The organism is Pseudomonas sp. B5(2017), from assembly GCF_002112825.1.
In the GTDB taxonomy this organism is placed as follows: domain Bacteria; phylum Pseudomonadota; class Gammaproteobacteria; order Pseudomonadales; family Pseudomonadaceae; genus Aquipseudomonas; species Aquipseudomonas putida_Z.
This window is the reverse complement of record NZ_NEIR01000008.1, coordinates 115,762-139,891: the sequence shown is the minus strand read 5'-3', so window position 1 is coordinate 139,891 and position 24,130 is coordinate 115,762. Positions and strand designations below refer to the sequence as shown.

Here is a 24,130-nt window from a genome sequence, read left to right as displayed (position 1 = left end):
AGCATGGCTGGCGATGAAGGGCGAATACGATACACCTGCAAATGGGAAATATTAAGTGAAGTCTCTTTGGATGCTGCCCGCAGTCTTGCTATCGCAAGTGCTGCCTGGAGCCAGACAAAGGTCATTGAACCACTGCTGGTCATCAGCGGACGGCACGCGCAAGGCGGCCTGCAGCAATTGCGGGTCGAGCAGGATGTCCAGGTTGTTCAGGCGCGTGGCGAGGTCGGGGTGCGTATCGAACGGATGGGTAGTGGCCAGCCCCAGCACTTCCTCGCCCAGTTGCAACGGCGTGCCTTGCAGGTGCGCCGCCAGCGCCTGCAAAAGGTTGCTGCCACCGTGTGCGACCAACAAGCCGTCGATCACCTGCCCCAGGGCAATCACCCGTAACAGCGCCTGTACGAACAGCTTCGGGCCAGCGACCTCGGCACCTGCCCGATCAGCCAGCAATTCCTGTGCACGCCCCCAGTGATGAACCGCAAGCTGGAAATGGTGCAAGAACTGCCCGGCCAGCCACAAGGTGGGCCGAACCACCCAGCGCGGAGCATCCTCGTCGCCGACCATGGCCGAATAATGCGCGCACATCAGGCTGAAACGCGCACTGGTTTCGCTGCCCCGCTCCGTATCACGGCGCCTGAAATGGCCCAGTTCGTGACCGATGATCGAGGCCGCCTCGGCCTGGCTCAAGGCGGCCAGGCAAGGTAGAGGCAGATACAATGTGCGCCCCCTGAGGACCTGCCCGTCGGGCTGCAGCAGGATCGGAACGCTGGTGACGAAAAACCCTTGGTCAAGCCCGACCACGATATGGTCCGGGGCCGGCGCGTGCAGTTGCGCTGCCAAGGTCTCGATCCACTGCCACACCGCTGGGGTCGCCTGCCTGCCGAGCGGGCGGGCTAGAAAACTGGCGGTCGGAGACTGCATCAGCGGCCACAGCCGACGCATTCGCCAGACCTGGCGAACACACACAACCAGAACAGAGGCCAGCGGCAGCACCACGATCAGCACCGTCATGCCGCCCTGCGCTGCGCGGCTCGCTCCGGAACTGGCCTCGTAGAGCAACGACAGGCAAAGCGAACCGGCAAGCATGATCATGTAAATGCTCAAGCAACAGCCCAGGCCCTGCCAGCTGGCCATCATGCGCTCATGCAGGTAGGCCGCAGAACGCAGCGCCCGCCAGGCGTCCAACTTCAGCTTGAGCCAGGCCCAGAGGCCTGCCAGCAAAGCGGCCACCGCCAGCCAGCAGCTCACACTGGCCATCACCTTGCGTACGCTTACCCAGTGGCGATCCGCATCGAGCAGGTCCAGATGGCGCTGCAGGGCCTGTCGTGGATCGACATGCCTGGCAAGCTGCTTGCGGGCTTCCCATGGCAATTGCCGTAGCAACGTCTCACTGGGGGCAGCCAGCCATTGCCGTATGGTCCGGGCCTGATCCTGCGCCGTGTCAGCCCGCCAGTACTGCACTTTACCCCAGCCGAACAGCACCAGTGGCAGCAGCAACAGGATCAGGCCCCAACCGAAGCGCCTCATTGCCCCATAGCGCCAATGGTCACGATCAGGCTCATCTGGCCGCATCACCCAGACGCGCCACGCCCGGAAACAACTGCGCCAACGTGCGCCTGGCCTGGGCCGCTTGCACATAGGCATAAAGCAGATCCACCAGTTCCTGCAGACCTAGGCGGCGCCCGGCCACGACGGGCGTGCACAACCACAACCTGACGCGCAAGCCACCCGCGACGACCACCGCGTCAGGCGAGGCCAGCGCCCTGAAACAGGCCGGTGCCAGCGCTGGTGCATGGCTGAACGCCGACACGGTAAAGATCAGCCGGGTAGTGAAGTAACCCTGCTCGACCTCGAAGCCGTCGAAGGAATGCAGTGGGGTCGGCGCCTGCGCGTTGGCGAAGCACAGGGTATCTGGCGTTACGCTCAGCACCCGCTTGCCGTGCCGGCGGTATAGCACGATGGCGCAGGCTAGCCCCGCCACCCCGACGCCGGCCAGGCCGAGGCCGAAACCAGACATCAGCCAGATGACACCGCTGCTGGCACCGGGACTGAACTGCACCGCCAGAGCGGTCAGCCATATTCCCAGTGCGCCGAACAGCAGGCCAATCACAGCACAGGCCAGCGCCTTGCCGAGCGAGCGCTCCAGCAGTACGAAGCTGTCGGTGGGGCCATCAGCCTGCTCCTGCAGGTACGCGAGGTGGGCTTCGCGTTCGCCGTTATCCATCGGTCTGCAACAGATCCAGTTGCCGTTGCGCATGTGCCGCATCGCGGTAGGCCGCCAGCAGCGCGAGCACTTCCTCGTTCCCCAGCTTGCGTCCGTTGCTGGCCAGGCCTGCGGACATGATGCGGATCTGCGGTCGCGGTTTCTTCAACACCATGGCCTGGTTACCGAAGAACTGCAGTTTCACCACATGATGCTTCGGCAGGGCGGCTTCGCTGCTCATTTCCAGCGTCTGCACCATGACCAGCCCTTCATCCTTGACCGAAACGTCTTCTACTTCCGCCAGGTCTACCGGTGCATCCAGCGTATCGACAAACAATTGCCGGCGGGTCAAGCGCATGAATACCTGGGTACCGGCATTACGGTGTTGCCAGGTCACCGCTGCTGCAATCAAGGTGATGAAGACACCGGCTGCAACCGCCCCCAAGCGCTCAGGGTTGAATGTCACGGCCGTGATGATCAGGGAACCCAGCAACAATATTGGCCCCCAGACCCGGTAACGCCGGGAGTTGGTGAACTCGCTCTGCTCGGGCACGCGCTCGATCACTTGCTTGAGCTCAGCGATCACTCGGTCGCGCTGGGCGGCACGGCTTTGCTCATAGTCCTGGCCGAGCGAGCCAGACAGTTCGGACAGCGGGTCGTTGAACTCGCCCATGGTCATTGCGCCTCCGTGTTCTGTGCTGCCAGGTAATCGGTAAGGAATGCCTGGGCATTGCCCTGATGCGACAGCCCTTCCGAATAGCCGACCTGCATTGCCTGAGCCTCACCCGGCAGATACAGTTCGCCGCCCCAGTTGCCCTGGATGATCAGCACAACGTATTTCTTGCCATCCACGGTGGTGGAGTAACGGGTATCCCTGCTGGTTTTCTCCACCTGCATTTTCTGGATGCGCATGTTCCAGTCGTGATCGACGCCCTCGATTTGTACCAGCGCTTCGTTGGCGGCGCGTGCACCGATGCGCAGCGTCCACACCTTGGCACCTTGCGTCCCCGTGTAGGCAATTACCTGGTCAGCCACTTCCGGCCGTTCTTCAGCGTGAACCTGGCCCAGCCACAGGCTGAGCGCAGCCACCAGAAGGGCAGTCCATTTGCGATAAGCGAGCATGTCTTTTCCATCCTGAATCGGAACAAACGCCCATTGAAATAAGCCTGGTCCGAATAGCCAACCCCGCTGACCGGTTCGCACAACAGACAGCGCCGTGCGCACAATGGCTGTCGCTGAAAATGTGCACGCGTTACCATTTCCGGCCATGCCGCCCTCAGCCAAGGATGCCTAGCGCACATGCGATCGATCAGCCCCTACCTCGACACCGACTTTTCATTCGATAGCCCCGGCTCACTCGCCGAGGCCGGTGTGCTGGACGCGAACAGCGCGCGGGTGATGGGCAGCGCGTCCGGCCACTATCGGGCGCAGACGGTACACGACGGGTTGCAGTACTTCGATTGCAACCTGCAATTTCCGGAGCCGCTGAAGATCGACAAAGTGCTGCCGCAAAGCCTGTGCATCGTGCAGGTGTTCGACGGGGCGTGGCAGCACACGGTGGACGGAAGGCTCAACAGTTATGCCTCTGGCCAATTGCACATGCTGGGCCTTGGTGAAAGCCTGGAGGCGCAGGACCAATTGCCCGCCAACAGTCACGCCCGTATGGCCGGGGTACGTATTGCTGGCGATTACCTGCACGAGCTGGCCCGTGACGACGCGCAGCTGAAGCCTCTGCTGGCGCTGGTCGCCGATGGCATGCGCTTCGACCAGTTGCCGCAGTGCCCAGCGGTAAGCCGCCTGTTCCAGCAGCTCTATCTGTCGCCCTACACCGGCGGGCTCAGGCGCCTGCATTGCGAGAGCCTGAGCCTGGCCATCGTGCTGGAGCTGGCCAGCCACCTGATCGGGCACAGGTCTGCCGAGAAGATTCAGGACCGGGGGCGCCGCGATCTGGCCGTTGAAACGCGCCGCCAGCTCGACGAAAACCTGAACGCCCCGCCCACTGCTGCAGCCCTCGCTCGCCAATTGGGGGTGAGCGAAACCACCATGCGCCGCGCGTTCAGCCACGAATACGGCCGGTCGCTCCTGCAATACGTTCGGCAACAAAGAATGGAACTGGCCCGCGCCCTTCTGCTGGAGCGTCGATGGCAGGTATCGCAGGTTGCATACCATGTCGGCTACGCCAACCCTGCCAATTTCTGCCATGCCTACAAGGCGTATTTCGGGCATTCTCCCGGGGCCGAGTAGGGTTTGGCAAAAAAAACGGGCCTGCAATGCAGGCCCGTTTCATTAACCGCGAGGCGGGATCATTCCCACTCGATGGTCGCTGGCGGCTTGCTCGACACGTCGTAGGTAACGCGCGAGATACCGTCGATTTCGTTGATGATACGGCCGCTGACGGTTTCCAGCAGCTCGTACGGCAGGTGTGCCCAGCGCGCGGTCATGAAGTCCACGGTCTCGACGGCACGCAGGGCCACGACCCAGGCGTAGCGACGGCCGTCGCCAACGACGCCAACCGACTTGACCGGCTGGAACACCACGAATGCCTGGCTGGTCTTGTGGTACCAGTCGGCCTTGCGCAGCTCTTCGATGAAGATGTGGTCGGCGCGACGCAGGATGTCGGCGTATTCCTTCTTCACTTCACCGAGGATACGCACGCCCAGGCCCGGGCCCGGGAACGGGTGGCGGTAGACCATGTCGTACGGCAGGCCCAGCTCCAGGCCGATCTTGCGCACTTCGTCCTTGAACAGTTCACGCAGCGGCTCGACCAGCTTGAGGTTCATTTCCTCAGGCAGGCCACCGACGTTGTGGTGCGACTTGATCACGTGGGCCTTGCCGCTCTTGGCGCCAGCCGATTCGATCACGTCCGGGTAGATGGTGCCCTGGGCGAGGAACTGGATGTTTTCCAGCTTGCTGGCTTCGGCATCGAACACGTCGATGAAGGTGCGGCCAATGATCTTGCGCTTCTTCTCCGGGTCGGCTTCGCCGGCCAGGTTGTCGAGGAACTGCTTTTCAGCGTCGGCGCGGATGACCTTGACGCCCATGTTCTCCTTGAACATGGCCATCACCTGGTCGCCTTCGTGCAGGCGCAGCAGGCCGTTGTCGACGAATACGCAAGTCAGCTGGTCGCCAATGGCGCGGTGCAGCAGTGCGGCAACAACGGAGCTGTCGACGCCGCCGGACAGGCCAAGCAGGACGTTGGCCGAACCAACCTGCTCACGCACCTGGGCAATGGCGTCTTCGACGATGTTGGACGGAGTCCACAGGGCTTCACAGCCGCAGATGTCCTGCACGAAGCGGGACAGGATGCGACCGCCCTGCTTGGTGTGGGTCACTTCCGGGTGGAACTGCACGCCGTAGTAGCCGCGCGCGTCGTCGAACATGCCGGCGATCGGGCAGCTCGGGGTGCTGGCCAGCACGTGGAAGTTGCCCGGCATCTGGGTGACCTTGTCGCCGTGGCTCATCCACACGTCCAGGCCCAGTACGCCGTCGGCGTCGATGTGGTCTTCGATGCCGTCGAGCAGGCGGCTCTTGCCGACCACGTCCACGCGGGCATAACCGAATTCACGCAGGTCGGAACCTTCGACCTTGCCGCCCATCTGCTCGGCCATGGTCTGCATGCCGTAGCAGATGCCCAGCACGGGTACGTTCAGGTCGAACACCGCCTGCGGGGCGCGCGGGCTGTTGGCTTCGTGGACCGACTCGGGGCCGCCGGCGAGGATGATGCCGCGCGGGTTGAATTCGCGGATCGCTTCATCGTCCATGTCGAACGGATGCAGCTCGCAGTACACGCCGATTTCGCGCACGCGGCGGGCGATCAGCTGGGTGTACTGGGAACCGAAATCGAGGATCAGGATGCGGTGAGCGTGAATGTCGAGGGCCATGACTCAATCTCGTCAGTGGAAATCGGAAACGACGCGGGGCTGTCATGACAGCCCCGCATGCTTGTATTGCTTGAAGCCTCAGCCTACGCGGTAGTTAGGGGCTTCTTTGGTGATCTGCACGTCATGCACGTGGGACTCGGCCATGCCGGCACCGGTGATGCGCACGAATTCCGGCTTGGTGCGCATCTCTTCGATGGTTGCGCTGCCGGTGTAGCCCATGGACGAACGCAGGCCGCCCATCAGCTGGTGGATGATCGCGGCCAGGGCACCCTTGTAGGGAACACGGCCTTCGATGCCTTCCGGTACCAGCTTCTCGGCGCCGGCCGAGGAGTCCTGGAAGTAGCGGTCGGACGAGCCTTGCGCCTGTGCCATGGCACCCAGCGAGCCCATGCCGCGGTAGGCCTTGTAGGAACGGCCCTGGAACAGTTCGACTTCACCCGGAGCCTCTTCGGTACCGGCGAACATCGAACCCATCATCACGCAGGAAGCACCGGCGACGATGGCCTTGGACAGGTCACCCGAGAAGCGGATGCCGCCGTCGGCGATCAGTGGCACGCCAGTGCCTTCCAGTGCAGCGGCAACGTTGGCGATGGCGCTGATTTGCGGCACGCCGACGCCGGCAACGATACGGGTGGTGCAGATCGAGCCCGGGCCGATACCGACCTTGACCGCGTCAGCGCCAGCCTCGGCCAGAGCCTTGGCGGCAGCGCCGGTGGCGATGTTGCCGCCGATCACCTGCACTTGCGGGTAGGTTTCCTTGACCCAGCGAACGCGGTCGATCACACCTTTGGAGTGACCGTGGGCGGTGTCGACCACCACCACGTCAACGCCAGCAGCCACCAGGGCGGCAACGCGCTCGCCGGTGTCCTTGCCGGTACCGACCGCGGCGCCGACGCGCAGGCGACCCTGGTCGTCCTTGCTGGCCAGCGGGTAGGCCTTGGCCTTTTCGATGTCCTTGACGGTCATCATGCCCTTGAGGTTGAACTTGTCGTCAACGATCAGGACTTTTTCCAGGCGGTGCTTGTGCAGCAGCTCGCGGACTTCGTTCTTGTCGGCGCCTTCGCGGACGGTGACCAGACGCTCTTTCGGGGTCATCACCTCGCGGACCTTGGCGTCCAGGCGGCTTTCGAAGCGCACGTCACGGGAGGTGACGATGCCGACCAGGTCGCCGTTCGCCAGCACCGGAACGCCGGAGATGTTGTTCAGGCGGGTCAGGTCGAACAGGTCGCGCACGGTGGCGTCGGCGTCGATGGTGATCGGGTCCTTGACCACGCCAGCCTCGAACTTCTTGACCTTGCGGACTTCGCTGGCCTGCTGTTCGATGGTCATGTTCTTGTGGATGATGCCGATGCCGCCTTCCTGGGCCATGGCAATGGCCAGGCGCGCTTCGGTCACGGTATCCATGGCGGCGGAAACCAGCGGAATGTTCAGCTCGATGCCGCGGGTCAAACGGGTCTTGAGACTGACTTCATTGGGCAGTACCTCGGAATAGCCAGGTACAAGGAGGATATCGTCGAAGGTCAGGGCTTCTTGGCTGATACGCAGCATCGCGGGGGCTCCCGGGCGGGAAAAATGGAAGCGCGCCATTATACTCATGCACGGCGCGCCGCTCAATGCAAAATAAGGGCCTTCGGTCAGCCTTGTGGCAGTTTTACCTGTACCACGGTCACCGGCTGGTCGAGCCAGTCGGCGAAGCTGTCGAGAAAGGCCTGGGTGAACCCGGCCTCGCCCCAGTTGTTGAAGATGAACCCCAGGTTGGAAAAGGCACATGGCTGCAGGTAAATGAAGCCATTGATGTCATCTTCGAAGCCGCACAACGGGCAGGTGAAGTTGTCGCTCACCGCCGGCATCCATTCTTCCAGGCTTTCGAACAGCGGCTCACCCACCTCGCGCCGGCACTCGGGGCAACCGGCCTCTTCGAGGAAACCTTCGGTAGGGGTATAGATGCAGCGCTTGAGCATCACCTCCAGGCCGTTGACCTGCTCGCCGAAGGGCAGTTTCTGCGGGTGCAGGGCCACTTTGCGGGCACCTTCGGCCAGGGCATGGCCCATGCGGTTGCCGGTGCGGCCACAGGTGGTCAGCTGTTCCTCGACGACTTTCTCGCGCACCAGCCAGCGCAGGATGGCGCGGGCCCGGGCTTCGTGCACCGGGACGGTAGACAGCTTGGGAACGATGATGCTCTGGGTGTTCATGAACGGGACAAGCCTGAAAAAACTGCGGTATTGGCGCAATTCTACCGCCTGCTCAGGCGCTCAGGTAGCGACCGATCAGCGCCAGGCCGCTGGCCAGCACCAGCCAGGTGACCAGGCGCACGAAAGCTTCGCGGGACAGCCGGTGGGTGAGCCTGCGCCCTACCCAGAGGCCGACGAGCATGACCGGCAACAGGCAGGCGGCGAGCAGCAGCAGGTTCTGGTCGGCATAGACGCCTGCGATCAGGAACAGTGTCAGGCGCACCACCGTACTGCAACTGATCAGCGCGCTCTGGGTAGCGCGCACCTGTTCCTTCACCTCCAGCCGCGCGCTCAGGTACAGGGCATAAAGGAAGCCGCCGCTGCCGAACAAGGCACCGAACAGCCCGCCTGCCGTGCCCATCGGCATTGCCCAGAAACCCGACAAACTGGCCGGCCGCACCTTCACCGCCAGCCCGTACAGGGCATAGGCCGTGACGAACAGGCCCATCAGCAGCAGCAACAGGTCGGACTTCAGCTGTAGCAGGAATACCACGCCCAGCGTGCAGCCAATGGCCATGAACGGCAGCAGCCGCAGCAGTTCGCCGCGTACGACATCGCGGCGCGAGGGCAACAGGTTGCCGAAGGCGGCGACGAAGTCCAGCAGCACCAGCAGCGGGATGATCCGCGACAGCGGCATGAAGTGGATCAGCACTGGGCCGGCCACCAGCGCGGTGCCGAAACCGGCGATGCCGAAGACGATGTAGGCAGCGCCAACACCAAGCAGGATGGGCAGCCAGTCAAGGCCGGAAAACGACAGTTGGGCGAGCATGGCAGCAGTTCCTGGGAAGACAGGCAAAGGTTAGCCAGCCATGAGCCATGCCGACTAATATGCCTTTGTCGCCACACTCATCTCGAAAAGGCATGACATGACGTCGATCCGCCAATTGCGTTACTTCGTGGAAATCGCCGAATGCGGCAGCTTCAGCGCTGCCGCCGAGCGGCTGTACATCGCCCAGTCGGCGCTGAGCCGGCAGATCAAGGAACTGGAGCAGCAACTGGGCACGCCGCTGTTCGAGCGCACCGCACGCCTGCCACGCCTGACACTGGCTGGCCAGGCCTTCCTGGAACGGGCGCGGCGCTTGCTGGCCGACCTGGCGCAGGCCGAGAGGGTTACCCGCGATATTGGCGAAGGGTTGCAGGGTAGCCTGCGCCTGAACCACTCCAGTACCGTACCGCTGACCGGCCCGTTGCTGGCTCGCCTGGGCGGCTACTTGCGCGACAACCCAGGGGTTTCGCTGGAAATTGCCCAGCAGTCGTCGGAGGCGCAACTGGAGGATATCGCTGCCGGGCGGTTGGATATCGGCCTGCTGCGCTTGCCGGTGCTGCGCCAGCATGAAGGGGTGGTGCTGCATGAACTGTTCAGCGAACCCCTGCTGCTGGCGGTCGCCGCCGGGCATCCCTTGGCCAGCGCGCCACAGGTGAAACTGGAACAACTGCGGGAGGAGCGCTTCATTTCCATTCCGCACCGGGACCGTGGCGGGCTGAGCTACCTGTCGGCCTCGATGTGCATGGAGGCAGGCTTTTTCCCGCGCGCGGCGCAGGTGCTGTCGCGCAAGACCACCCAGTTGCAGCTGATTCAGGCGGGGTTTGGGGTGGCATTGCTGCCGGCGTGCATGCGCGAGATTGCGCCAGCCTCAGTCAGCTTCGTGGTGCTGGAAGGAGGGTGTGAGAGTTCTGTGGCGATGGCTTGCAGGCGTGATGCAGGTTCGATGGTGCGCCAGTTCGTGACGGCGATGCAGGCCTGAAGGGCCTGCCCCCATAGAACTGCACGTAACTCATTGAATTAGCAGGTGCCCTGTGGGAGCGGCTTTAGCCGCGAACACCGGCGCAGCCGGTGGCATGCACCGCGTTGGATTCTTCGCGGCTAAAGCCGCTCCCACAGGGTATGCGGACTGCTTGCACTTTCAGTTATCTACGCGACAGCGCAGCCCAAAGGGCTGGGCCGGCTCCCACAGGGACAGCATGAGGCCCAAGCCAGCGCGAAACCTGTGGGAGCCGGCTTGCCGGCGATAGGGCCGGGACAGACAACCGGGGCCGATGTCCTTTATGATGCCCGCCATGATCAGAGACCCTTTCGAACGACTCGGCCTGGACCGCGAGGTCCTTACCGTCAGCCAACTCAACGGCCGCGCCCGCGTGCTGCTGGAAGACGTGTTCCGCAGCGTGTGGGTGGAAGGCGAGATTTCCAACCTCGCCCGCCCGGCGTCCGGCCACATGTACTTCACCCTCAAGGACAGCGGCGCACAGGTGCGTTGCGCGCTGTTCCGGCAGAACGCCACGCGGGTGCGCCAGGCCCTGCGCGACGGCCTGGCGGTGCGGGTACGCGGCAAGGTTTCGCTGTTCGAAGGGCGTGGCGACTACCAGCTGATTCTCGACACCGTCGAGCCGGCCGGTGATGGCGCCTTGCGCCTGGCCTTCGAAGCACTGAAGGAAAAGCTCGGTGCCGAGGGGCTGTTCAGCGCCGAACGCAAGCAGCCGCTGCCAGCCCACCCGCAGCGCATCGGCATCATTACCTCGCCCACCGGTGCAGTGATCCGCGACATCATCAGTGTCTTCGGTCGCCGCGCCCCGCAGGTGGAGCTGAACCTGATCCCCACCGCAGTGCAGGGCCGCGAAGCCATTGCACAGATCGTGCGTGCCATCCGTCTGGCCGACAGCCTCGGGTTCGATGCGTTGATCCTGGCCCGGGGCGGCGGCTCGCTGGAAGACCTGTGGTGCTTCAACGAAGAAGCCGTGGCGCGGGCCGTGGCCGCCTGTGTCACGCCGATTGTCAGCGCCGTGGGCCATGAGACCGATGTCTCGATCAGCGACTTTGTCGCCGACGTGCGCGCGCCCACACCCTCTGCTGCCGCCGAGCTGCTGGCCCCCGACAACAGTGGCCTGCAGCAACGCCTGGATGGCCTGCAACGGCGCCTGCTGCTGCGCATGCAGAACCGCCTGACCCACGACCGCCTGCGCCTGGAGTCGCTGACCCGGCGCCTGCGCCACCCGGGCGAGCGCCTGCGCCAGCAGGCCCAACGCCTGGACGACCTGGACATGCGCCTGCGCCGCGCGTTCATGCTCAACCTCAACCAGCGCCACGAGCGCCTGGCACGCCTGGACACCCGCCTCGCCGCGCAGCACCCGGGGCGCACCCTGAAACTGCTGGGCCAACGCCTGGACAGCCTGGCCGAGCGCCTGCCACGGGCCATGCGCGAGGTGCTCAAGGACCGCCGCCAGCGCTTCCAGGCCCAGTTGCAGACGCTGCAGGTGGTCAGCCCGCTGGCCACCCTCGCCCGCGGCTACAGCATCCTGCTGGACGAACAGGGCCAGGCCATCCGCAACGCCGAACAGACCCGCAATGGCCAGCGCCTGACCGCCCGCCTGAACGAAGGCGAGCTGTTGGTGCGGGTCGAAGACAACCACCTGACCCCGGTCACCCTCTCACTTCTGGACTGACACATGCCCCGCCTGCTCGCGCCCCTGCTTGCCCTTTCCCTCCTGCTGCTGGCCGGCGGCGCCCAGGCCAGCTACATCACCCGCACGCTGAACAAGCCGGTACCCGGCGGCGTGGCGGTGGTCGACCTCGGCCCCGCCGCCAGCGCGCCCAGCGCCCGCTTCGACGGCAAGCCGGTGCTGGTGGTGAAAGAGCAGGACAACTGGCTGGCCATCGTTGGCATCCCGCTGACCCAGAAGCCCGGCACCGCGGTGCTGAGCCAGGACGGCCGTACCCTGCCCTTCACGGTCGGTAGCAAGAAATACCCCGAGCAGCGCATCACCCTGAAGAACACACGCCAGGTCAACCCGAACCCGGCCGACCTCAAGCGCATCGATCGTGAGCTGGCCGAGCAGATCAAGGCCTATCGCAGCTTCAGCCCGACCCTGCCGAGCAACCTGATCCTCGACAAGCCGGTCAGTGGCCCGCTGTCGAGCAAGTTCGGCGTGCGCCGTTTCTTCAATGGCGAAGAACGCAACCCGCATGCCGGGCTGGACTTCGCGGTGCCGGCCGGCACGCCGATCAAGACCCCGGCCAATGGCAAGGTGATCCTGGTGGGCGATTACTTCTTCAATGGCCGTACAGTGTTCGTCGACCACGGGCAGGGCTTTATCAGCATGTTCTGCCATATGTCGAAGATCGATGTGCAGGTGGGGCAGCAGCTGCGCCGGGGCGAGGTGGTGGGGCGTGTGGGCTCGACCGGGCGGGCTACCGGGCCGCACATGCACTGGAACGTCAGCCTGAACGATGCGCGGGTGGATCCGGCGATTTTCATTGGCGCGTTCCAGCCCTGAGAGCGGTACTGCCTGTGCCGGCCTTTTCGCGGGTAAACCCGCTCCCACAGGGATGGCGCTGCACCTGTGGGAGCGGGTTCACCCGCGAAAGGGCCAGCACAGTCGACATCAGTTCAACTGTGTTGCGCCATCGAAAAATACTGCGCAACAATCAAGAAGCCAGCCTTGCTTTCCTGCTATAAAATCTCGCCTATAAGCTTTTTTTAAGCATTCCTCTCAATTTTTCCTGAACGCTTGCCATCCCCCACCCCACTGGTTAGGGTTGAAGGCATGAAAACCTTCAGCACCCTCATCCTGCTCCGACAACATCGCAGCCTCTGCCTGGTCAGCGCCCGACTACCAGGCTGAATCGCGTCGCCTCGCCTTTCATCTCGTTATCGCTCGGCAGGCCCGATCTCGGCCGCACACAAAAGGATTGCTTCCATGACCATGCTCAAAGACCCTTCGAAGAAATACCGCGCTTTCCCGACCATCGACCTGCCTGACCGTACCTGGCCGTCGAAGACCATCACCGCCGCGCCAATCTGGTGCAGCTCCGACCTGCGTGATGGCAACCAGTCGCTGATCGAGCCAATGGATTCGGAGAAGAAACTGCGCTTCTGGAAGACCCTGGTGCAGGTTGGCGTGAAGGAAATCGAAGCCTCGTTCCCATCCGCTTCGCAGACCGATTTCGATTTCGTGCGCATGCTGATCGAAGACGGCCACATCCCGGACGACACCACCATCCAGGTGCTCACCCAGGCCCGTGAAGACCTCATCGCCCGCACCTTCGAGTCGCTGCGCGGGGCGAAGAAGGCCATCGTCCACCTGTACAACGCCACCAGCCCGTCGTTCCGCCGCATCGTCTTCAACCAGGACAAGCAAGGCGTGAAGGACATCGCGGTGAACGCGGCCAAGCTGTTCGTCAAGTACGCCGCCCAGCAGCCGGAAACCCAGTGGACCTTCCAGTACTCGCCGGAAACCTTCAGCGCCACCGAGATGGAGTTCGCCAAGGAAGTCTGCGACGCGGTCATCGAGGTGTGGAACCCGACCCCCGAGCACAAGATCATCCTCAACCTGCCGGCCACCGTGGAAGTGTCCACCCCGAACATCTACGCCGACCAGATCGAATGGTTCTGCCGTAATGTCAGCCGTCGCGACAGCGTGATCATCAGCCTGCACTGCCACAACGACCGTGGCACCGGCATTGCCGCCACCGAACTGGGCCTGATGGCCGGTGCCGATCGCGCCGAAGGCTGCCTGTTCGGCAACGGCGAGCGTACCGGTAACGTCGACCTGGTGACCCTGGCGTTGAACCTCTACACCCAGGGCATCGACCCGCTGCTGGACTTCTCCGACATCGACGGCGTGCGCAAGGTGGTCGAAGAGTGCAACCAGCTGCCGGTGCACCCACGCCACCCGTACGTGGGCGACCTGGTCCACACCGCGTTCTCCGGCTCGCACCAGGATGCCATCCGCAAGGGCTTCGCCAAGCAGCAGGAAGGCGAGCTGTGGGAAGTGCCTTACTTGCCGATCGACCCGGCCGACATCGGCCGCAGCTACGAGGCGGTAATCCGCGTCAACAGCCAGTCGGGCAAAGGCGGCATCACCTACCTGCTCGAGCAGGAATACGGCATCAGCCTGCCGCGCCGCATGCAGATCGAGTTCAGCCAGGTAGTGCAGGGTGAAACCGACCGCCTGGGCCTGGAAATGACCGCCCAGCAGATCTACAGCCTGCTGCACAAGGAATACCTCCAGGCCAACGCCCCGTACGCGCTGGTCAGCCACCGCCTGCAGGAAGAGAACGGCCACAGCGCCGTGGAAGTGGAAGTCGCCGGTGAAGGCGAAACTACCCTGCACTGGCGTGGCAAGGGCAACGGCGCACTGGAAGCACTGGTGGCCGGCCTGCCGATTGCCGTGGAGATCATGGACTACAACGAGCATGCCATTGGCGCCGGTACCAATGCCAAGGCCGCGGCCTATATCGAACTGCGCGTGGCCGGTGGCCGCCCGGTGCATGGTGTGGGTATCGATGAAAACATCACCACGGCCAGCTTCAAGGCACTGTTCAGCGCGCTGAACCGCTCGCTGAGCCTGCAGGAAGCCAAGGCGGCCTGAGCCGTGCCGCAATGAATGAGGAAGCCCGCATCGTTTGATGCGGGCTTTTTTGTTGGCCTGTGCCGGCCTCTTCGCGGGTGAACCCGCTCCCACAGGGATCGCGCTGCACTCAGCATCTGTAAAGTACCTGTGGGAGCGGGTTCACCCGCGAAAGGGCCGGTACAAGCGCTGCAAGATCTCCAGGCAAAAAAAAGGGGCGCCGACCAAGCGCCCCACAAGCCGTAAAGCACACAACAAATTCAGTTGGCGTCCAGCAGCGCCATCGCCTCCGCGCTGCACGCTTCGATCCGCGCCCAGTCGCCGTTCTTGATCCAGCTGCTGTCGAGCATCCAGGTGCCACCCACGCACATCACATTGGGCAGCGCCATGTAATTGCGCACGTTGGCCGGGTTCACACCGCCCGTAGGGCAGAAACGAATATCGCCGAACGGGCCGCCAAAGGCCTTGATCGCCGCCACGCCGCCGCTGATCTCCGCCGGGAACAGCTTGAAGCGGCGGTAGCCCAGGGCGTAGCCCATCATGATTTCGGACGGTGTGCTGATGCCTGGCAGCAGCGGGATCTCGCTGTCCACACCGGCTTCGAGAATGTCCTGGGTAATGCCTGGGGTAACGACGAATTGCGCACCCGCAGCCTCAACGGCGGCGAACATGCCGCGATCGAGCACGGTGCCGGCGCCGACACAAAGCTCCGGGCGCTGCTCGCGCAACACCTGGATGGCCTTCAGGCCATATTGCGAGCGCAAGGTCACTTCCAGGGTACGGATACCGCCGGCGGCCAGGGCGTCAGCCAGCGGCAGGATGTCTTCCTCACGGGCGATGGTGATCACCGGCAGGATGCGCGCCTTTTCGCAAATGGCGTCGATCCGTGCGGCTTTGTCGGCCATCGAGAGCTTGGGCTGTGGGCGTTCGAGGGTGGTCATGACTGTGGATCCTTGGCTCATGGGCACCAGTAGATGTCCAGGGGGGCGTGAAGAAAAGCGCGAATCGGCATTTCGGTAAGGTCGTTGCCAGCCAGCGCGGCGCGCAGGGTAGCGAGTTTGCCCTGCCCTTGTACGGACAGCGCGGTAAAGGCGGAGCTGGCCAGCAGCGAGCGGGTCATAGACAGGCGCTGGCGCGGCACGCTCGGTGCCAGCAAGGGCAGGCAGCGGCGTGGGTTGGCCAGGTCGAGGCCTGCCTCCAGGTTGGGGCTGGCAGGGAACAGCGAAGCGGTATGGCCATCATCCCCCATGCCCAGCACCAGTACGTCGATCGGCGGCAGTTTGGCCAGGGCCTGATCGGCCTTGCCCGCGGCGGCATCGAGGTTCTCCGCCTGCTGGTAAAGGCCAACGAAGCGGGCCTTGGCCGCCGCGCCCTTGAACAGGTGGCGGGCCAGCAGGCCGGCGTTGCTGTCGGCGTGCTCCACCGGCACCCAGCGCTCATCGGCCAGGCTGACGGTGACCTTGGCCCAGTCGAGGTTTTCGCTGGCCAGCTGCTCGAGGAACGGCACCGGGCTGCGACCACCGGACAGCACCACGCAGGCCTGGCCCTTGGCGGCAATGGCCGCGCGCAGGCGCTCGGCCACGTCATGGGCCTGGGTCGCGGCCAGAGCCTTGGCATCCGCCAGCTCGTGTACCTTCACAGCCGCTGGCAGTTTCAGTTCAGATATCCCCATACCACGACCTCCCATCGCGTGTGATCAGTGCAATCGAGCTCATCGGCCCCCAGGAGCCTGCCGCGTATGGCTTGGGCGCATCGCCCGCGTTACGCCAGCCGGCGATCAGCTGGTCGCACCACTTCCAGGCATACTCGATTTCGTCCTTGCGCACGAACAGGTTCTGGTTACCGCGCATCACTTCGAGCAACAGCCGCTCGTAGGCATCCGGAATCCGTGCACTGCGCCAGGTATCGGAGAAATTCAGCTGCAACGGGCCGCTGCGCAGTTGCATGCCTTTGTCCAGGCCCTGCTCCTTGGTCATCACCCGTAAAGAGATGCCTTCGTCCGGTTGCAGGCGGATGATCAGCTTGTTACCGATCTGCAAACGCTGTTCCGGGGCGAAGATGTAGTGCGGCGTTTCCTTGAAGTGGATGACGATCTGCGACAGCTTCTGCGGCATGCGCTTGCCGGTACGCAGGTAGAACGGCACCCCCGACCAGCGCCAGTTGCGGATGTCGGCACGCAGGGCGACGAAGGTCTCGGTGTCGCTCTGGGCGTTGGCGTTGTCCTCTTCCAGGTACCCAGGCACCGGCTTGCCATCGCTGTAGCCGGCGATGTACTGGCCGCGCACCACACGGGTGCTCAGCCCTTCACCGGTGATCGGTGCCAGGGCCTTGAGTACCTTGACCTTCTCGTCACGGATGGCATCGGCCGACAGTTCGCTGGGCGGGTCCATGGCGATCAGGCACAGCAGCTGCAGCAGGTGGTTCTGGATCATGTCGCGCAGCTGGCCGGCCTTGTCGAAGTAGCCCCAGCGGCCTTCGATACCGACCTTCTCGGCGACTGTGATCTCCACATGGGAGATGGAATTCTGGTTCCACTGGGTTTCGAACAGGCTGTTGGCGAAACGCAGGGCGATCAGGTTCTGCACCGTTTCCTTGCCCAGGTAGTGGTCGATGCGGTAGACCCGGCTCTCTGGGAAGAACCGCGCCACGGCATCGTTGACCCGGCGCGACGACTCCAGGTCGTGGCCAATGGGCTTCTCCAGCACCACCCGGGTGCGTTCGGCCAGCCCGGCCTTGTCGAGGTTTTCGCAAATGGCCCCGTACACCGCCGCAGCGGTGGCGAAGTAGGCGATCAGCGGCAGCTCGCCCGGCAACTGCTCGGCCAGGGCCTGGTAGCCCTCGGGCTGGAGGAAGTCCAGGTGCTGGTAGCTCAGCCTGGCGAGGAAACGGCCCAGCGCGGCGGGCTCGATATCGGCCTCGGGCACATGCCGGCGCAGGTGCGCTTCGATGCTGTCCAGGTGGCCCTGCGCGCTACCGGCCTCGCGGGCCAGCGCCAGCAGGCGGGTTTCCGGGTGCAACAGGTTGGCCCGGTCGAGCTGATAGAGCGCAGGAAACAGCTTGCGCAATGCCAGGTCGCCGAGGGCGCCAAACAGGGCAAAGGTGCAAGGTTCGACACTGATCGCAGCCATGATGTTGGTTCTTTCCTAAAGTTGGTCTAGGAATACCGCTTTCACATACGGTTTTCAAGGGATAATGTAGTAAAAACCACAACATTAAACACAAGTGTTACAGACAAGTGGTACGTCAACCGCGCCGACAGTACGATAGACGACCGTGCAAAAAGCCTGCTGCTCCCACAGCCGGCTGTCTTCCCGACCCAAGGACACACCCCATGGACCGCGTGCGAAACCTCCTGGAACAGATCCAGGGCCGCCTCGACGAGCTGAACAAGGCCGAACGCAAAGTCGCCGAAGTCATCCTGCTCAACCCGCAACAAGCCACCCGTTTCAGCATTGCTGCGCTGGCCCAGGCGGCCAAGGTCAGCGAACCTACCGTCAACCGCTTCTGCCGCTCGTTCGGCGTCAGCGGCTACCCCGAGCTCAAGCTGCAGCTGGCGCAGAGCCTGGCCAGCGGCGCCGCCTACGTCAGCCGCGCAGTGGAGGCTGACGATGACCCGGCCGCCTACACCCAGAAGATCTTCGCCAGTGCCATCGCCTCGCTCGACAGCGCCTGCCAGCAGCTCGACCCGCAGCAGGTCAGCCGTGCCGTGGACATGATGATCCAGGCCCGGCAGATCCACTTCTTCGGCCTGGGCGCCTCGGCCCCGGTGGCGCTGGACGCCCAGCACAAGTTCTTCCGCTTCAACCTGGCAGTATCGGCCCACGCCGACGTGCTGATGCAGCGCATGCTGGCCTCGGTGGCGCACACCGGCGACCTGTTCGTGATCATCTCCTACACCGGGCGCACCCGCGAACTGGTCGAGGTGGCCCGCCTGGCCCGGGAAAACGGCGCCTCGGTGCTGGGCCTGACCGCTGCCGGTTCGCCACTGGCCAATGCCTGCAGCCTGAGCCTGCACATTCCGCTGCCGGAAGACACCGACATCTACATGCCGATGACCTCGCGGATCATCCAGCTGACCGTGCTCGATGTGCTGGCCACCGGCATGACCCTGCGGCGCGGCGTGGACTTCCAGCCGCACCTGCGCAAGATCAAGGAAAGCCTCAACGCCAGCCGCTACCCGATCGAGGACGACGAGCTCAACTGAGCCGGTGTGCCTGCAGGCGCAGGTGGGCACGCTGCCCCGGCGCCAGGCTCAGGCCCTCGCCACTGCCGCTGGCGGCCTCGACACAGACGAAGCGCTGGCACTCACGCCCGGTCACGCCCATCAGCGGGCGGTTGCCCGGGTGCCAGACCACCGTGTCGTCGCTGTCACCGGTATCAATGCACAGCTCGCGCTGCCAGGCCGGGTCCTGCAGTTGCACCCGCGGCGTGCCGGGGTAGACCTTCTGGCAGCCGCCCTTGAGCTTCAGCGCGCCATCCTCACGGCAGGCCTGGCGGTTCAGGCGGTCGTAGCCTTCGATATCCTCCAGCCCGGACAGCGCTATCTCGGACACGTCACTGATGCGCCAGTAGGCCAGCAGGGCATGGCTCAGCTGGCAGGGTTCGCTGTCCTGGTGCTCGGTGCTCAGGCTCAGCTCCATGCGGCTACCCAGCCGGGCATGCAGGTCGACCTGCCAGTCGCACAGGTCCAGCCGCCATTTCAGGGTTACCCCCTCCTCGTCCTCGCGGCTGTCCACCAGCTTCCAGTCGAGCAGCCGCGCCCAGCCATGGGCCGGCCACAAGTCCTCGCTGGGGTGGCGGCCATACCATGGCCAGCACACCGGCACACCACCGCGGATCGCCCCCACCTGCGGCCACTGCTCGGCGCACCACAGCCAGGGCCGTTCACCCGCTGGTTGAAAATGCAGCAGTTGCGCACCCTGGCGGCTGAACACCGCCTGACAACGGGGATGGTCGATGATCAGCACATCGCGCTGCTGGTAACGCTCCCACTCGAATGTCGGCCGGGGCCGCTGCGAGGTAAAGAAGCGATGGAGCGGATGTTCGGGCATGGTTCAGAGCTCTTGTTGTTTGAGATAGCGCTGTCTCGGCCTATCCCCGACAACCACTGAAGGCCAGTGGCTGCCGGGTACCGAAGTGGATTGGCGTAAATTTACAACAATTGCTCTCAGAATGACGACTGAATCTTCAAACCTGCGACCAGCGCGTTGTCCACCTCATCCACCCCGCCGGGGCTCTTGATGTATTGCAGGTTGGGCCGCACGGTCAGCCAGTTGGTGACGTGGAAGCCGTAGTAGAGCTCGGCGTTGTACTCGGTACGCTGCAGCGGCACGAAGCCTGGGTTGTCGTAATCGCTGATGCCGCTCTGGGCGTTGAGCAGTTCGGCGCGCTTCTTCACGTCATCATTCACATGAATGCGCGCCACGCCGAAGCCGATATCGTCCTTGGGCCGGGCGTCGAATGCGCCTTTGTAGACCAACCCCAGCTGCTGGTAGTTGTCGACCACGTTGGTGGCCTGGTCGTGCACGGTGAAGTTGGCGAACAGGCTCAGGCCACGGTTGACGTCGCCGCCATGGGCGGTGACCTGCTGCTGCGCCACCACCCACCAGCCATGCTTGCTGGAGTGCGACTTGAAGGCTTCGCCCGTCAGCGCCTGCGGGTTGCCGTTGACGTCATCGAACACATCATCGGCCTTGGCCGTGCTGTAGTAGTAACCCAGGCGGTACTCGCCCGGCAGGCCGTTGACCTTGGGTGACCACACCGCTTCCACCGGCAGGATCGCACCCTTGGTGCCGCTGCCACTGAGCTTGAAGCCGTTGCCGGTTTCCAGGTTGGAAGGGTTCTGCTCGAAGGCGCCGACCTGGACGAAGAATTCCGGGGTGATGTTGTACTTCACCCGCAGCGCCCACTGGCTGACCGGCCAGTTGTACCAGATGCCGCCGACCCAGTTGCCCACCTGCGAGCCGCAGAAGGCCAGGTTCTGAAAGTCGCAGGGGAAGCTGTTGAAGTCCTCGCCCTCGCCGAAGCGGCCAAATTTCACGTCCAGTGCGCCGTCGAAGTACTTCTGCTTGACCCACATCTGGGTCAGGCGCCAGGTCTGGCCGCGGCCCCACACTTCCTGCACCGAGCTGAACTGCCCGGCGCGCGGATCGCTGATGCGGTCGTTGGACAGGTTGCGGCCGCTGCGCTCGGTGATCGCCAGTTTGAACTCGGCGTCGTGCCAGCCGAAGATTTTCTGCAGGTCCAGATGCGCGCCCAGGGCGAACTGGTCGCTATAGCGCGCGGTCTTGTCGTCGTTGTAACCACCGTGCAGGTTACCGGCAACCTCACCGACATAATCGAGAGTGAAGTCATAGCCCTTTTCCAGCAGCTCGGTGCGGGTGCCGCCCCAGTCGCCGGTCATCCACTTCGATTCGCTGGAAAAAGCCTCGGCAGCCTGCGCGCCGCTGCCAGCGGCCATCGCCAGCGGTGCGAGCAAGGCGAGCGAACCTAATGTCCTGATGCGTTTGCGCTGTTCCATCCCTTTGCGTCCTCTTTGTTCTTATTGATGGTGTAGACGAGTTATCGGCCTTTGAAGTGCGCCACATTGTCTTTCATGGTTGCGGCAGTAGTGGCCAGGTGCAGGCGCTCGCCGCTGGCGGCGTCGAACAGCAGCACCCGTGCCGGGTCGAATTGCAGGTTCAGGCTGTCGCCGACCCGGCACGCCACATCCGGCGCCAGGCGGCAGCAGACCTTGGTCTGGTTGAGGGTTACGAACACCAGCAGGTCTGGCCCGGTGGGCTCGGTCACCTGCACCTCGGCGCGAATGCCGGGCAGGCCATTGCCCTCGGCTGCACCCAGGGCAATCTGCTCGGGGCGGATGCCCAGGATGATCTCGCGGCCATCCAGTTCGTCAGCGGCTACCCCCAGGGGCAGTTCGCAACGCGCCTGGCCGCTGTCGAGCACGGCCAGCAGGCGCCCGTCCTGTTGCGTGAGGCGCACCGGGATGAAGTTCATCGGCGGCGAACCGATGAAGCTGGCGACGAACTGGTTGGCCGGATCGTTGTAGATCTGCTGCGGGGTGCCGAACTGCTGGATGATGCCGTCCTTCATCACCGCCACCTTGTCGCCCAGGGTCATGGCCTCGATCTGGTCATGGGTGACGTACACGGTGGTGGTCTTCAGGCGCTGGTGCATCAGTTTCATTTCGGTACGCATCTCGACGCGCAGCTTGGCATCGAGGTTGGACAGCGGTTCATCGAACAGGTAGATCTTCGGCCGCCGCGCCAGCGCCCGGCCCATGGCCACGCGCTGCTGCTGGCCACCGGACAGCTGCGCCGGCTTGCGCGCCAGCAGGTGCTCGATCTGCAACAGCTTGGCCACCCGCGCCACTTCCTCGTCGATGGCGGCCTGGGGCAGCTTGCGGATCTTCAGGCCGAACTCGATGTTCTCGCGCACGCTCATGGTCGGGTACAGCGCGTAGGACTGGAACACCATGGCGATGTCGCGGTCCTTGGGGCTCATGCCGCTGACGTCCTGCTGGTCGATGAGTATCGCGCCGCCGGTGATCTGCTCCAGCCCGGCGATGCAGTTCATCAAGGTCGACTTGCCGCAACCCGACGGGCCGACCAGGATCAGGAACTCGCCATCCTTGATCGACAGCTGGATGTCCTTGAGGGTGTCCGGCAGGCCGCTGCCGTAGGTCTTGTTCACATTGCGAAGTTCGAGCGTTGCCATGACTTACCCCTTTACCGCGCCAGCAGTCAGCCCGCGGACGAAATATTTGCCTGCCACCACGTAGACCAGCAGGGTTGGCAGGCCGGCGATCATCGCCGCCGCCATGTCGACGTTGTATTCCTTGGCCCCGGTACTGGTGTTGACCAGGTTGTTCAGGGCCACGGTAATCGGTTGCGAATCGCCGCTGGAGAACACCACGCCGAACAGGAAGTCGTTCCAGATCTGGGTGAACTGCCAGATCAGGCAGACCATGATGATCGGCGTGGACATCGGCAGGATGATGCGGCGGAAGATGGTGAAGAACCCGGCACCGTCCAGGCGCGCAGCCTTGACCAGCGCATCGGGGATGCTCACGTAGAAGTTGCGGAAGAACAGCGTGGTGAAGGCCAGGCCGTAGACCACGTGCACCAGGACCAGGCCGGTGGTGGTGCTGGCCAGGCCGAGCTTGCCGAGGGTGAACGAGGCCGGCAGCAACACGGTCTGGAACGGCAGGAAGCAGCCGAACAGCAGCAGGCCGAAGAACAGCTGCGAACCGCGGAAGCGCCACATCGACAGCACATAGCCGTTCAGCGCGCCGATGGCGGTGGAGATGAGCACCGCTGGCACGGTGATCATGATCGAGTTCCAGAAGTAACCGCTGACCGTGCTCCAGGCCTTGACCCAGCCGATGCCGGTAATTGCCACCGGCCAGCTCAGCAGGTTGCCGGTGCTGATGTCGTCCGGGGTCTTGAAGCTGGTCAGCAGCATCACCACCAGCGGCACCAGGTACAGCAGCACCGCCAGCAACAGCACCGCGTGGATGGCGATGCGGCTCGGGCTAAGCACCGCTTTGTCGAGAGGGCTATGCATGGCGTTTGCTCCGCAGCTCCGAGTACAGGTAAGGCACGAGGATCGCCAGGATCGCCCCGAGCATCAGGATGGCGCTGGCCGAGCCCATGCCCATCTGGCCGCGGCTGAAGGTGAACGAATACATGAACATCGCCGGCAGGTCGGACGAGTAGCCAGGGCCGCCGGCAGTCATCGCCGCCACCAGATCGAAGCTCTTGATGGCAATGTGCGCGAGGATCATCAGCGAGCTGAAGAACACCGGGCGCAGGCTGGGCAGTACCACGCGCCAGTAGATGCGCGGCAGGCTGGCGCCGTCGATCTGCGCGGCACGGATGATCGACGGGTCGACGCCACGCAGGCCGGCGAGGAACATTGCCATGATGAAGCCCGAGGCCTGCCACACGGCGGCGATCACCAGGCAGTACACCACCCGGTCGGGATCGATCAGCCAGTCCAGGCGAAAGCCCTCCCAGCCCCAGTCACGCAGCAGCTTGTCCAGGCCCATGCCCGGGTTGAGCAGCCACTTCCAGGCGGTGCCGGTGACGATCATCGACAGCGCCATGGGGTACAGGTAGATGGTGCGGATGAAACCTTCGCGACGGATGCGCTGGTCCAGCAAGACTGCCAGCACTACGCCGATGACCAGGCTGATGGCGATGAACAGGCCGCCGAACAGCAGCAGGTTCTTGCTTGCCACCCACCAGCGGTCGTTGTCGAACAGCCGGGCATACTGCGCCAGGCCGGCCCATTTGTAGGTCGGCAGGAAGGTCGAGGTGGTGAAGGACAGGACGAAGGTCCAGAGGATGTAGCCGTAGAAGCCCACCAGGACGATGAACATGCTCGGCGCCAGCACCAGCTTGGGCAGCCAGCGCTGTAGCGCGTCCAGGGGTGAGGCCCGCAGTTGGGCGGTTGCTGTGGTCATGGTTCAC

Annotated in this window: 22 protein-coding genes; 6 read left to right on the top strand and 16 right to left on the bottom strand. The window is 63.9% G+C overall.

Annotation, left to right across the window (positions count from 1 at the left end):
• Positions 1-51: 51 nt before the first annotated feature.
• From CAG00_RS14185 to CAG00_RS14170, 4 genes are read right to left on the bottom strand one after another with little or no spacing between them, the layout of a single operon-like run.
• Positions 52-1,524 (bottom strand): M48 family metallopeptidase, encoded by a 1,473-nt coding sequence (locus CAG00_RS14185; RefSeq protein ID WP_085664540.1) that lies wholly within the window; start codon positions 1,522-1,524, stop codon positions 52-54.
• 31 nt (positions 1,525-1,555) lie between these two features.
• Positions 1,556-2,254 carry a hypothetical protein gene (locus tag CAG00_RS14180; protein WP_085664598.1) on the bottom strand — a complete coding sequence of 233 codons (699 nt, stop codon included), beginning with the start codon at positions 2,252-2,254 and terminating at the stop codon, positions 1,556-1,558.
• Positions 2,214-2,879 carry a hypothetical protein gene (locus CAG00_RS14175; RefSeq protein WP_330872945.1) on the bottom strand — a complete coding sequence of 222 codons (666 nt, stop codon included), beginning with the start codon at positions 2,877-2,879 and terminating at the stop codon, positions 2,214-2,216. Before CAG00_RS14175 ends, CAG00_RS14180 begins: the two co-directional genes overlap by 41 nt.
• Positions 2,876-3,322 carry a hypothetical protein gene (locus CAG00_RS14170; RefSeq protein ID WP_085664539.1) on the bottom strand — a complete coding sequence of 149 codons (447 nt, stop codon included), beginning with the start codon at positions 3,320-3,322 and terminating at the stop codon, positions 2,876-2,878. Before CAG00_RS14170 ends, CAG00_RS14175 begins: the two co-directional genes overlap by 4 nt.
• Before the next feature lie 177 nt (positions 3,323-3,499).
• Here CAG00_RS14170 and CAG00_RS14165 point away from each other — a divergent pair, with 177 nt between their 5' ends.
• Positions 3,500-4,444 (top strand): helix-turn-helix transcriptional regulator, encoded by a 945-nt coding sequence (locus tag CAG00_RS14165; protein ID WP_085587553.1) that lies wholly within the window; start codon positions 3,500-3,502, stop codon positions 4,442-4,444.
• Positions 4,445-4,503: 59 nt separating this feature from the next.
• Here CAG00_RS14165 and guaA read toward each other — a convergent pair whose 3' ends face one another.
• The 4 genes from guaA to CAG00_RS14145 form a co-directional block, all read right to left on the bottom strand.
• The gene (gene guaA, locus CAG00_RS14160) at positions 4,504-6,081 is read right to left on the bottom strand and encodes a glutamine-hydrolyzing GMP synthase (protein WP_013971139.1); all 1,578 of its coding nucleotides are present in this window, start codon (positions 6,079-6,081) and stop codon (positions 4,504-4,506) included.
• Between the two features lie 78 nt (positions 6,082-6,159).
• Positions 6,160-7,629 (bottom strand): IMP dehydrogenase, encoded by a 1,470-nt coding sequence (gene guaB / locus CAG00_RS14155; protein WP_046617114.1) that lies wholly within the window; start codon positions 7,627-7,629, stop codon positions 6,160-6,162.
• 86 nt (positions 7,630-7,715) lie between these two features.
• Entirely contained in the window at positions 7,716-8,273 is a 558-nt protein-coding gene (locus tag CAG00_RS14150; protein ID WP_075043909.1) for a sugar ABC transporter ATPase, read from the bottom strand.
• A 52-nt stretch (positions 8,274-8,325) separates the two neighbouring features.
• Positions 8,326-9,081: a sulfite exporter TauE/SafE family protein gene (locus tag CAG00_RS14145; protein WP_025337879.1), complete on the bottom strand. Its 756-nt coding sequence runs from the start codon at positions 9,079-9,081 to the stop codon at positions 8,326-8,328.
• Positions 9,082-9,178: 97 nt separating this feature from the next.
• Between CAG00_RS14145 and CAG00_RS14140 the strand changes: the two genes are divergently transcribed.
• The 4 genes from CAG00_RS14140 to leuA all read left to right on the top strand — a co-directional run bounded on the left by CAG00_RS14140 (position 9,179) and on the right by leuA (position 14,678).
• Positions 9,179-10,057, top strand: coding sequence for a LysR family transcriptional regulator (locus CAG00_RS14140; RefSeq protein WP_085664538.1), 879 nt, complete (start codon positions 9,179-9,181; stop codon positions 10,055-10,057).
• 313 nt (positions 10,058-10,370) lie between these two features.
• Positions 10,371-11,750, top strand: a complete 1,380-nt coding sequence (gene xseA / locus CAG00_RS14135) for an exodeoxyribonuclease VII large subunit (protein WP_085664537.1) — start codon at positions 10,371-10,373, stop codon at positions 11,748-11,750.
• Between the two features lie 3 nt (positions 11,751-11,753).
• Complete coding sequence (locus CAG00_RS14130) at positions 11,754-12,581, top strand: M23 family metallopeptidase (protein WP_085616742.1); 828 nt, start codon at positions 11,754-11,756, stop codon at positions 12,579-12,581.
• A 423-nt stretch (positions 12,582-13,004) separates the two neighbouring features.
• The gene (gene leuA, locus CAG00_RS14125) at positions 13,005-14,678 is read left to right on the top strand and encodes a 2-isopropylmalate synthase (protein WP_085587545.1); all 1,674 of its coding nucleotides are present in this window, start codon (positions 13,005-13,007) and stop codon (positions 14,676-14,678) included.
• 239 nt (positions 14,679-14,917) lie between these two features.
• Here the strand turns inward: leuA and CAG00_RS14120 are convergent, their stop codons facing one another.
• The 3 genes from CAG00_RS14120 to zwf are packed head-to-tail and all read right to left on the bottom strand — an operon-like array spanning position 14,918 to position 17,785.
• Entirely contained in the window at positions 14,918-15,598 is a 681-nt protein-coding gene (locus tag CAG00_RS14120; RefSeq protein ID WP_025337874.1) for a bifunctional 4-hydroxy-2-oxoglutarate aldolase/2-dehydro-3-deoxy-phosphogluconate aldolase, read from the bottom strand.
• Positions 15,599-15,615: 17 nt separating this feature from the next.
• Positions 15,616-16,329 carry a 6-phosphogluconolactonase gene (pgl, locus tag CAG00_RS14115; protein ID WP_085664536.1) on the bottom strand — a complete coding sequence of 238 codons (714 nt, stop codon included), beginning with the start codon at positions 16,327-16,329 and terminating at the stop codon, positions 15,616-15,618.
• A complete protein-coding gene (gene zwf, locus CAG00_RS14110) occupies positions 16,316-17,785 on the bottom strand; it encodes a glucose-6-phosphate dehydrogenase (RefSeq protein ID WP_085664535.1) in 1,470 nt (489 codons plus the stop codon). Before zwf ends, pgl begins: the two co-directional genes overlap by 14 nt.
• A 212-nt stretch (positions 17,786-17,997) precedes the next feature.
• Between zwf and hexR the strand changes: the two genes are divergently transcribed.
• On the top strand, positions 17,998-18,861 hold the full coding sequence (hexR, locus tag CAG00_RS14105; protein ID WP_169774905.1) for a DNA-binding transcriptional regulator HexR: 864 nt from the start codon (positions 17,998-18,000) through the stop codon (positions 18,859-18,861).
• Here the strand turns inward: hexR and CAG00_RS14100 are convergent.
• The 5 genes from CAG00_RS14100 to CAG00_RS14080 all read right to left on the bottom strand — a co-directional run bounded on the left by CAG00_RS14100 (position 18,854) and on the right by CAG00_RS14080 (position 24,123).
• Complete coding sequence (locus tag CAG00_RS14100; RefSeq protein ID WP_013971129.1) at positions 18,854-19,708, bottom strand: D-hexose-6-phosphate mutarotase; 855 nt, start codon at positions 19,706-19,708, stop codon at positions 18,854-18,856. The two genes, hexR and CAG00_RS14100, sit on opposite strands and share 8 nt — an antisense overlap.
• 116 nt (positions 19,709-19,824) lie before the next feature.
• On the bottom strand, positions 19,825-21,117 hold the full coding sequence (locus CAG00_RS14095; RefSeq protein ID WP_238067667.1) for a carbohydrate porin: 1,293 nt from the start codon (positions 21,115-21,117) through the stop codon (positions 19,825-19,827).
• Positions 21,118-21,218: 101 nt separating this feature from the next.
• Positions 21,219-22,373 (bottom strand): ABC transporter ATP-binding protein, encoded by a 1,155-nt coding sequence (locus tag CAG00_RS14090; protein WP_085587535.1) that lies wholly within the window; start codon positions 22,371-22,373, stop codon positions 21,219-21,221.
• A gap of 3 nt (positions 22,374-22,376) precedes the next feature.
• Positions 22,377-23,222 (bottom strand): carbohydrate ABC transporter permease, encoded by an 846-nt coding sequence (locus tag CAG00_RS14085; RefSeq protein WP_075043901.1) that lies wholly within the window; start codon positions 23,220-23,222, stop codon positions 22,377-22,379.
• Entirely contained in the window at positions 23,215-24,123 is a 909-nt protein-coding gene (locus CAG00_RS14080; protein WP_025337868.1) for a carbohydrate ABC transporter permease, read from the bottom strand. The genes CAG00_RS14085 and CAG00_RS14080 overlap by 8 nt, the downstream gene beginning before the upstream one ends.
• Positions 24,124-24,130: the final 7 nt, after the last annotated feature.

Excerpts from the sequence above, each read along its gene's own strand:
- CAG00_RS14185 (WP_085664540.1), bottom strand. The coding sequence starts at position 1,524 with ATGAGGCGCTTCGGTTGGGGCCTGATCCTGTTGCTGCTGCCACTGGTG.
- CAG00_RS14180 (WP_085664598.1), bottom strand. The coding sequence starts at position 2,254 with ATGCGCAACGGCAACTGGATCTGTTGCAGACCGATGGATAACGGCGAA.
- CAG00_RS14175 (WP_330872945.1), bottom strand. The coding sequence starts at position 2,879 with ATGACCATGGGCGAGTTCAACGACCCGCTGTCCGAACTGTCTGGCTCG.
- CAG00_RS14170 (WP_085664539.1), bottom strand. The coding sequence starts at position 3,322 with ATGCTCGCTTATCGCAAATGGACTGCCCTTCTGGTGGCTGCGCTCAGC.
- CAG00_RS14165 (WP_085587553.1), top strand. The coding sequence starts at position 3,500 with ATGCGATCGATCAGCCCCTACCTCGACACCGACTTTTCATTCGATAGC.
- guaA (WP_013971139.1), bottom strand. The coding sequence starts at position 6,081 with ATGGCCCTCGACATTCACGCTCACCGCATCCTGATCCTCGATTTCGGT.
- guaB (WP_046617114.1), bottom strand. The coding sequence starts at position 7,629 with ATGCTGCGTATCAGCCAAGAAGCCCTGACCTTCGACGATATCCTCCTT.
- CAG00_RS14150 (WP_075043909.1), bottom strand. The coding sequence starts at position 8,273 with ATGAACACCCAGAGCATCATCGTTCCCAAGCTGTCTACCGTCCCGGTG.
- CAG00_RS14145 (WP_025337879.1), bottom strand. The coding sequence starts at position 9,081 with ATGCTCGCCCAACTGTCGTTTTCCGGCCTTGACTGGCTGCCCATCCTG.
- CAG00_RS14140 (WP_085664538.1), top strand. The coding sequence starts at position 9,179 with ATGACGTCGATCCGCCAATTGCGTTACTTCGTGGAAATCGCCGAATGC.
- xseA (WP_085664537.1), top strand. The coding sequence starts at position 10,371 with ATGATCAGAGACCCTTTCGAACGACTCGGCCTGGACCGCGAGGTCCTT.
- CAG00_RS14130 (WP_085616742.1), top strand. The coding sequence starts at position 11,754 with ATGCCCCGCCTGCTCGCGCCCCTGCTTGCCCTTTCCCTCCTGCTGCTG.
- leuA (WP_085587545.1), top strand. The coding sequence starts at position 13,005 with ATGACCATGCTCAAAGACCCTTCGAAGAAATACCGCGCTTTCCCGACC.
- CAG00_RS14120 (WP_025337874.1), bottom strand. The coding sequence starts at position 15,598 with ATGACCACCCTCGAACGCCCACAGCCCAAGCTCTCGATGGCCGACAAA.
- pgl (WP_085664536.1), bottom strand. The coding sequence starts at position 16,329 with ATGGGGATATCTGAACTGAAACTGCCAGCGGCTGTGAAGGTACACGAG.
- zwf (WP_085664535.1), bottom strand. The coding sequence starts at position 17,785 with ATGGCTGCGATCAGTGTCGAACCTTGCACCTTTGCCCTGTTTGGCGCC.
- CAG00_RS14100 (WP_013971129.1), bottom strand. The coding sequence starts at position 19,708 with ATGCCCGAACATCCGCTCCATCGCTTCTTTACCTCGCAGCGGCCCCGG.
- CAG00_RS14095 (WP_238067667.1), bottom strand. The coding sequence starts at position 21,117 with ATGGCCGCTGGCAGCGGCGCGCAGGCTGCCGAGGCTTTTTCCAGCGAA.
- CAG00_RS14090 (WP_085587535.1), bottom strand. The coding sequence starts at position 22,373 with ATGGCAACGCTCGAACTTCGCAATGTGAACAAGACCTACGGCAGCGGC.
- CAG00_RS14085 (WP_075043901.1), bottom strand. The coding sequence starts at position 23,222 with ATGCATAGCCCTCTCGACAAAGCGGTGCTTAGCCCGAGCCGCATCGCC.
- CAG00_RS14080 (WP_025337868.1), bottom strand. The coding sequence starts at position 24,123 with ATGACCACAGCAACCGCCCAACTGCGGGCCTCACCCCTGGACGCGCTA.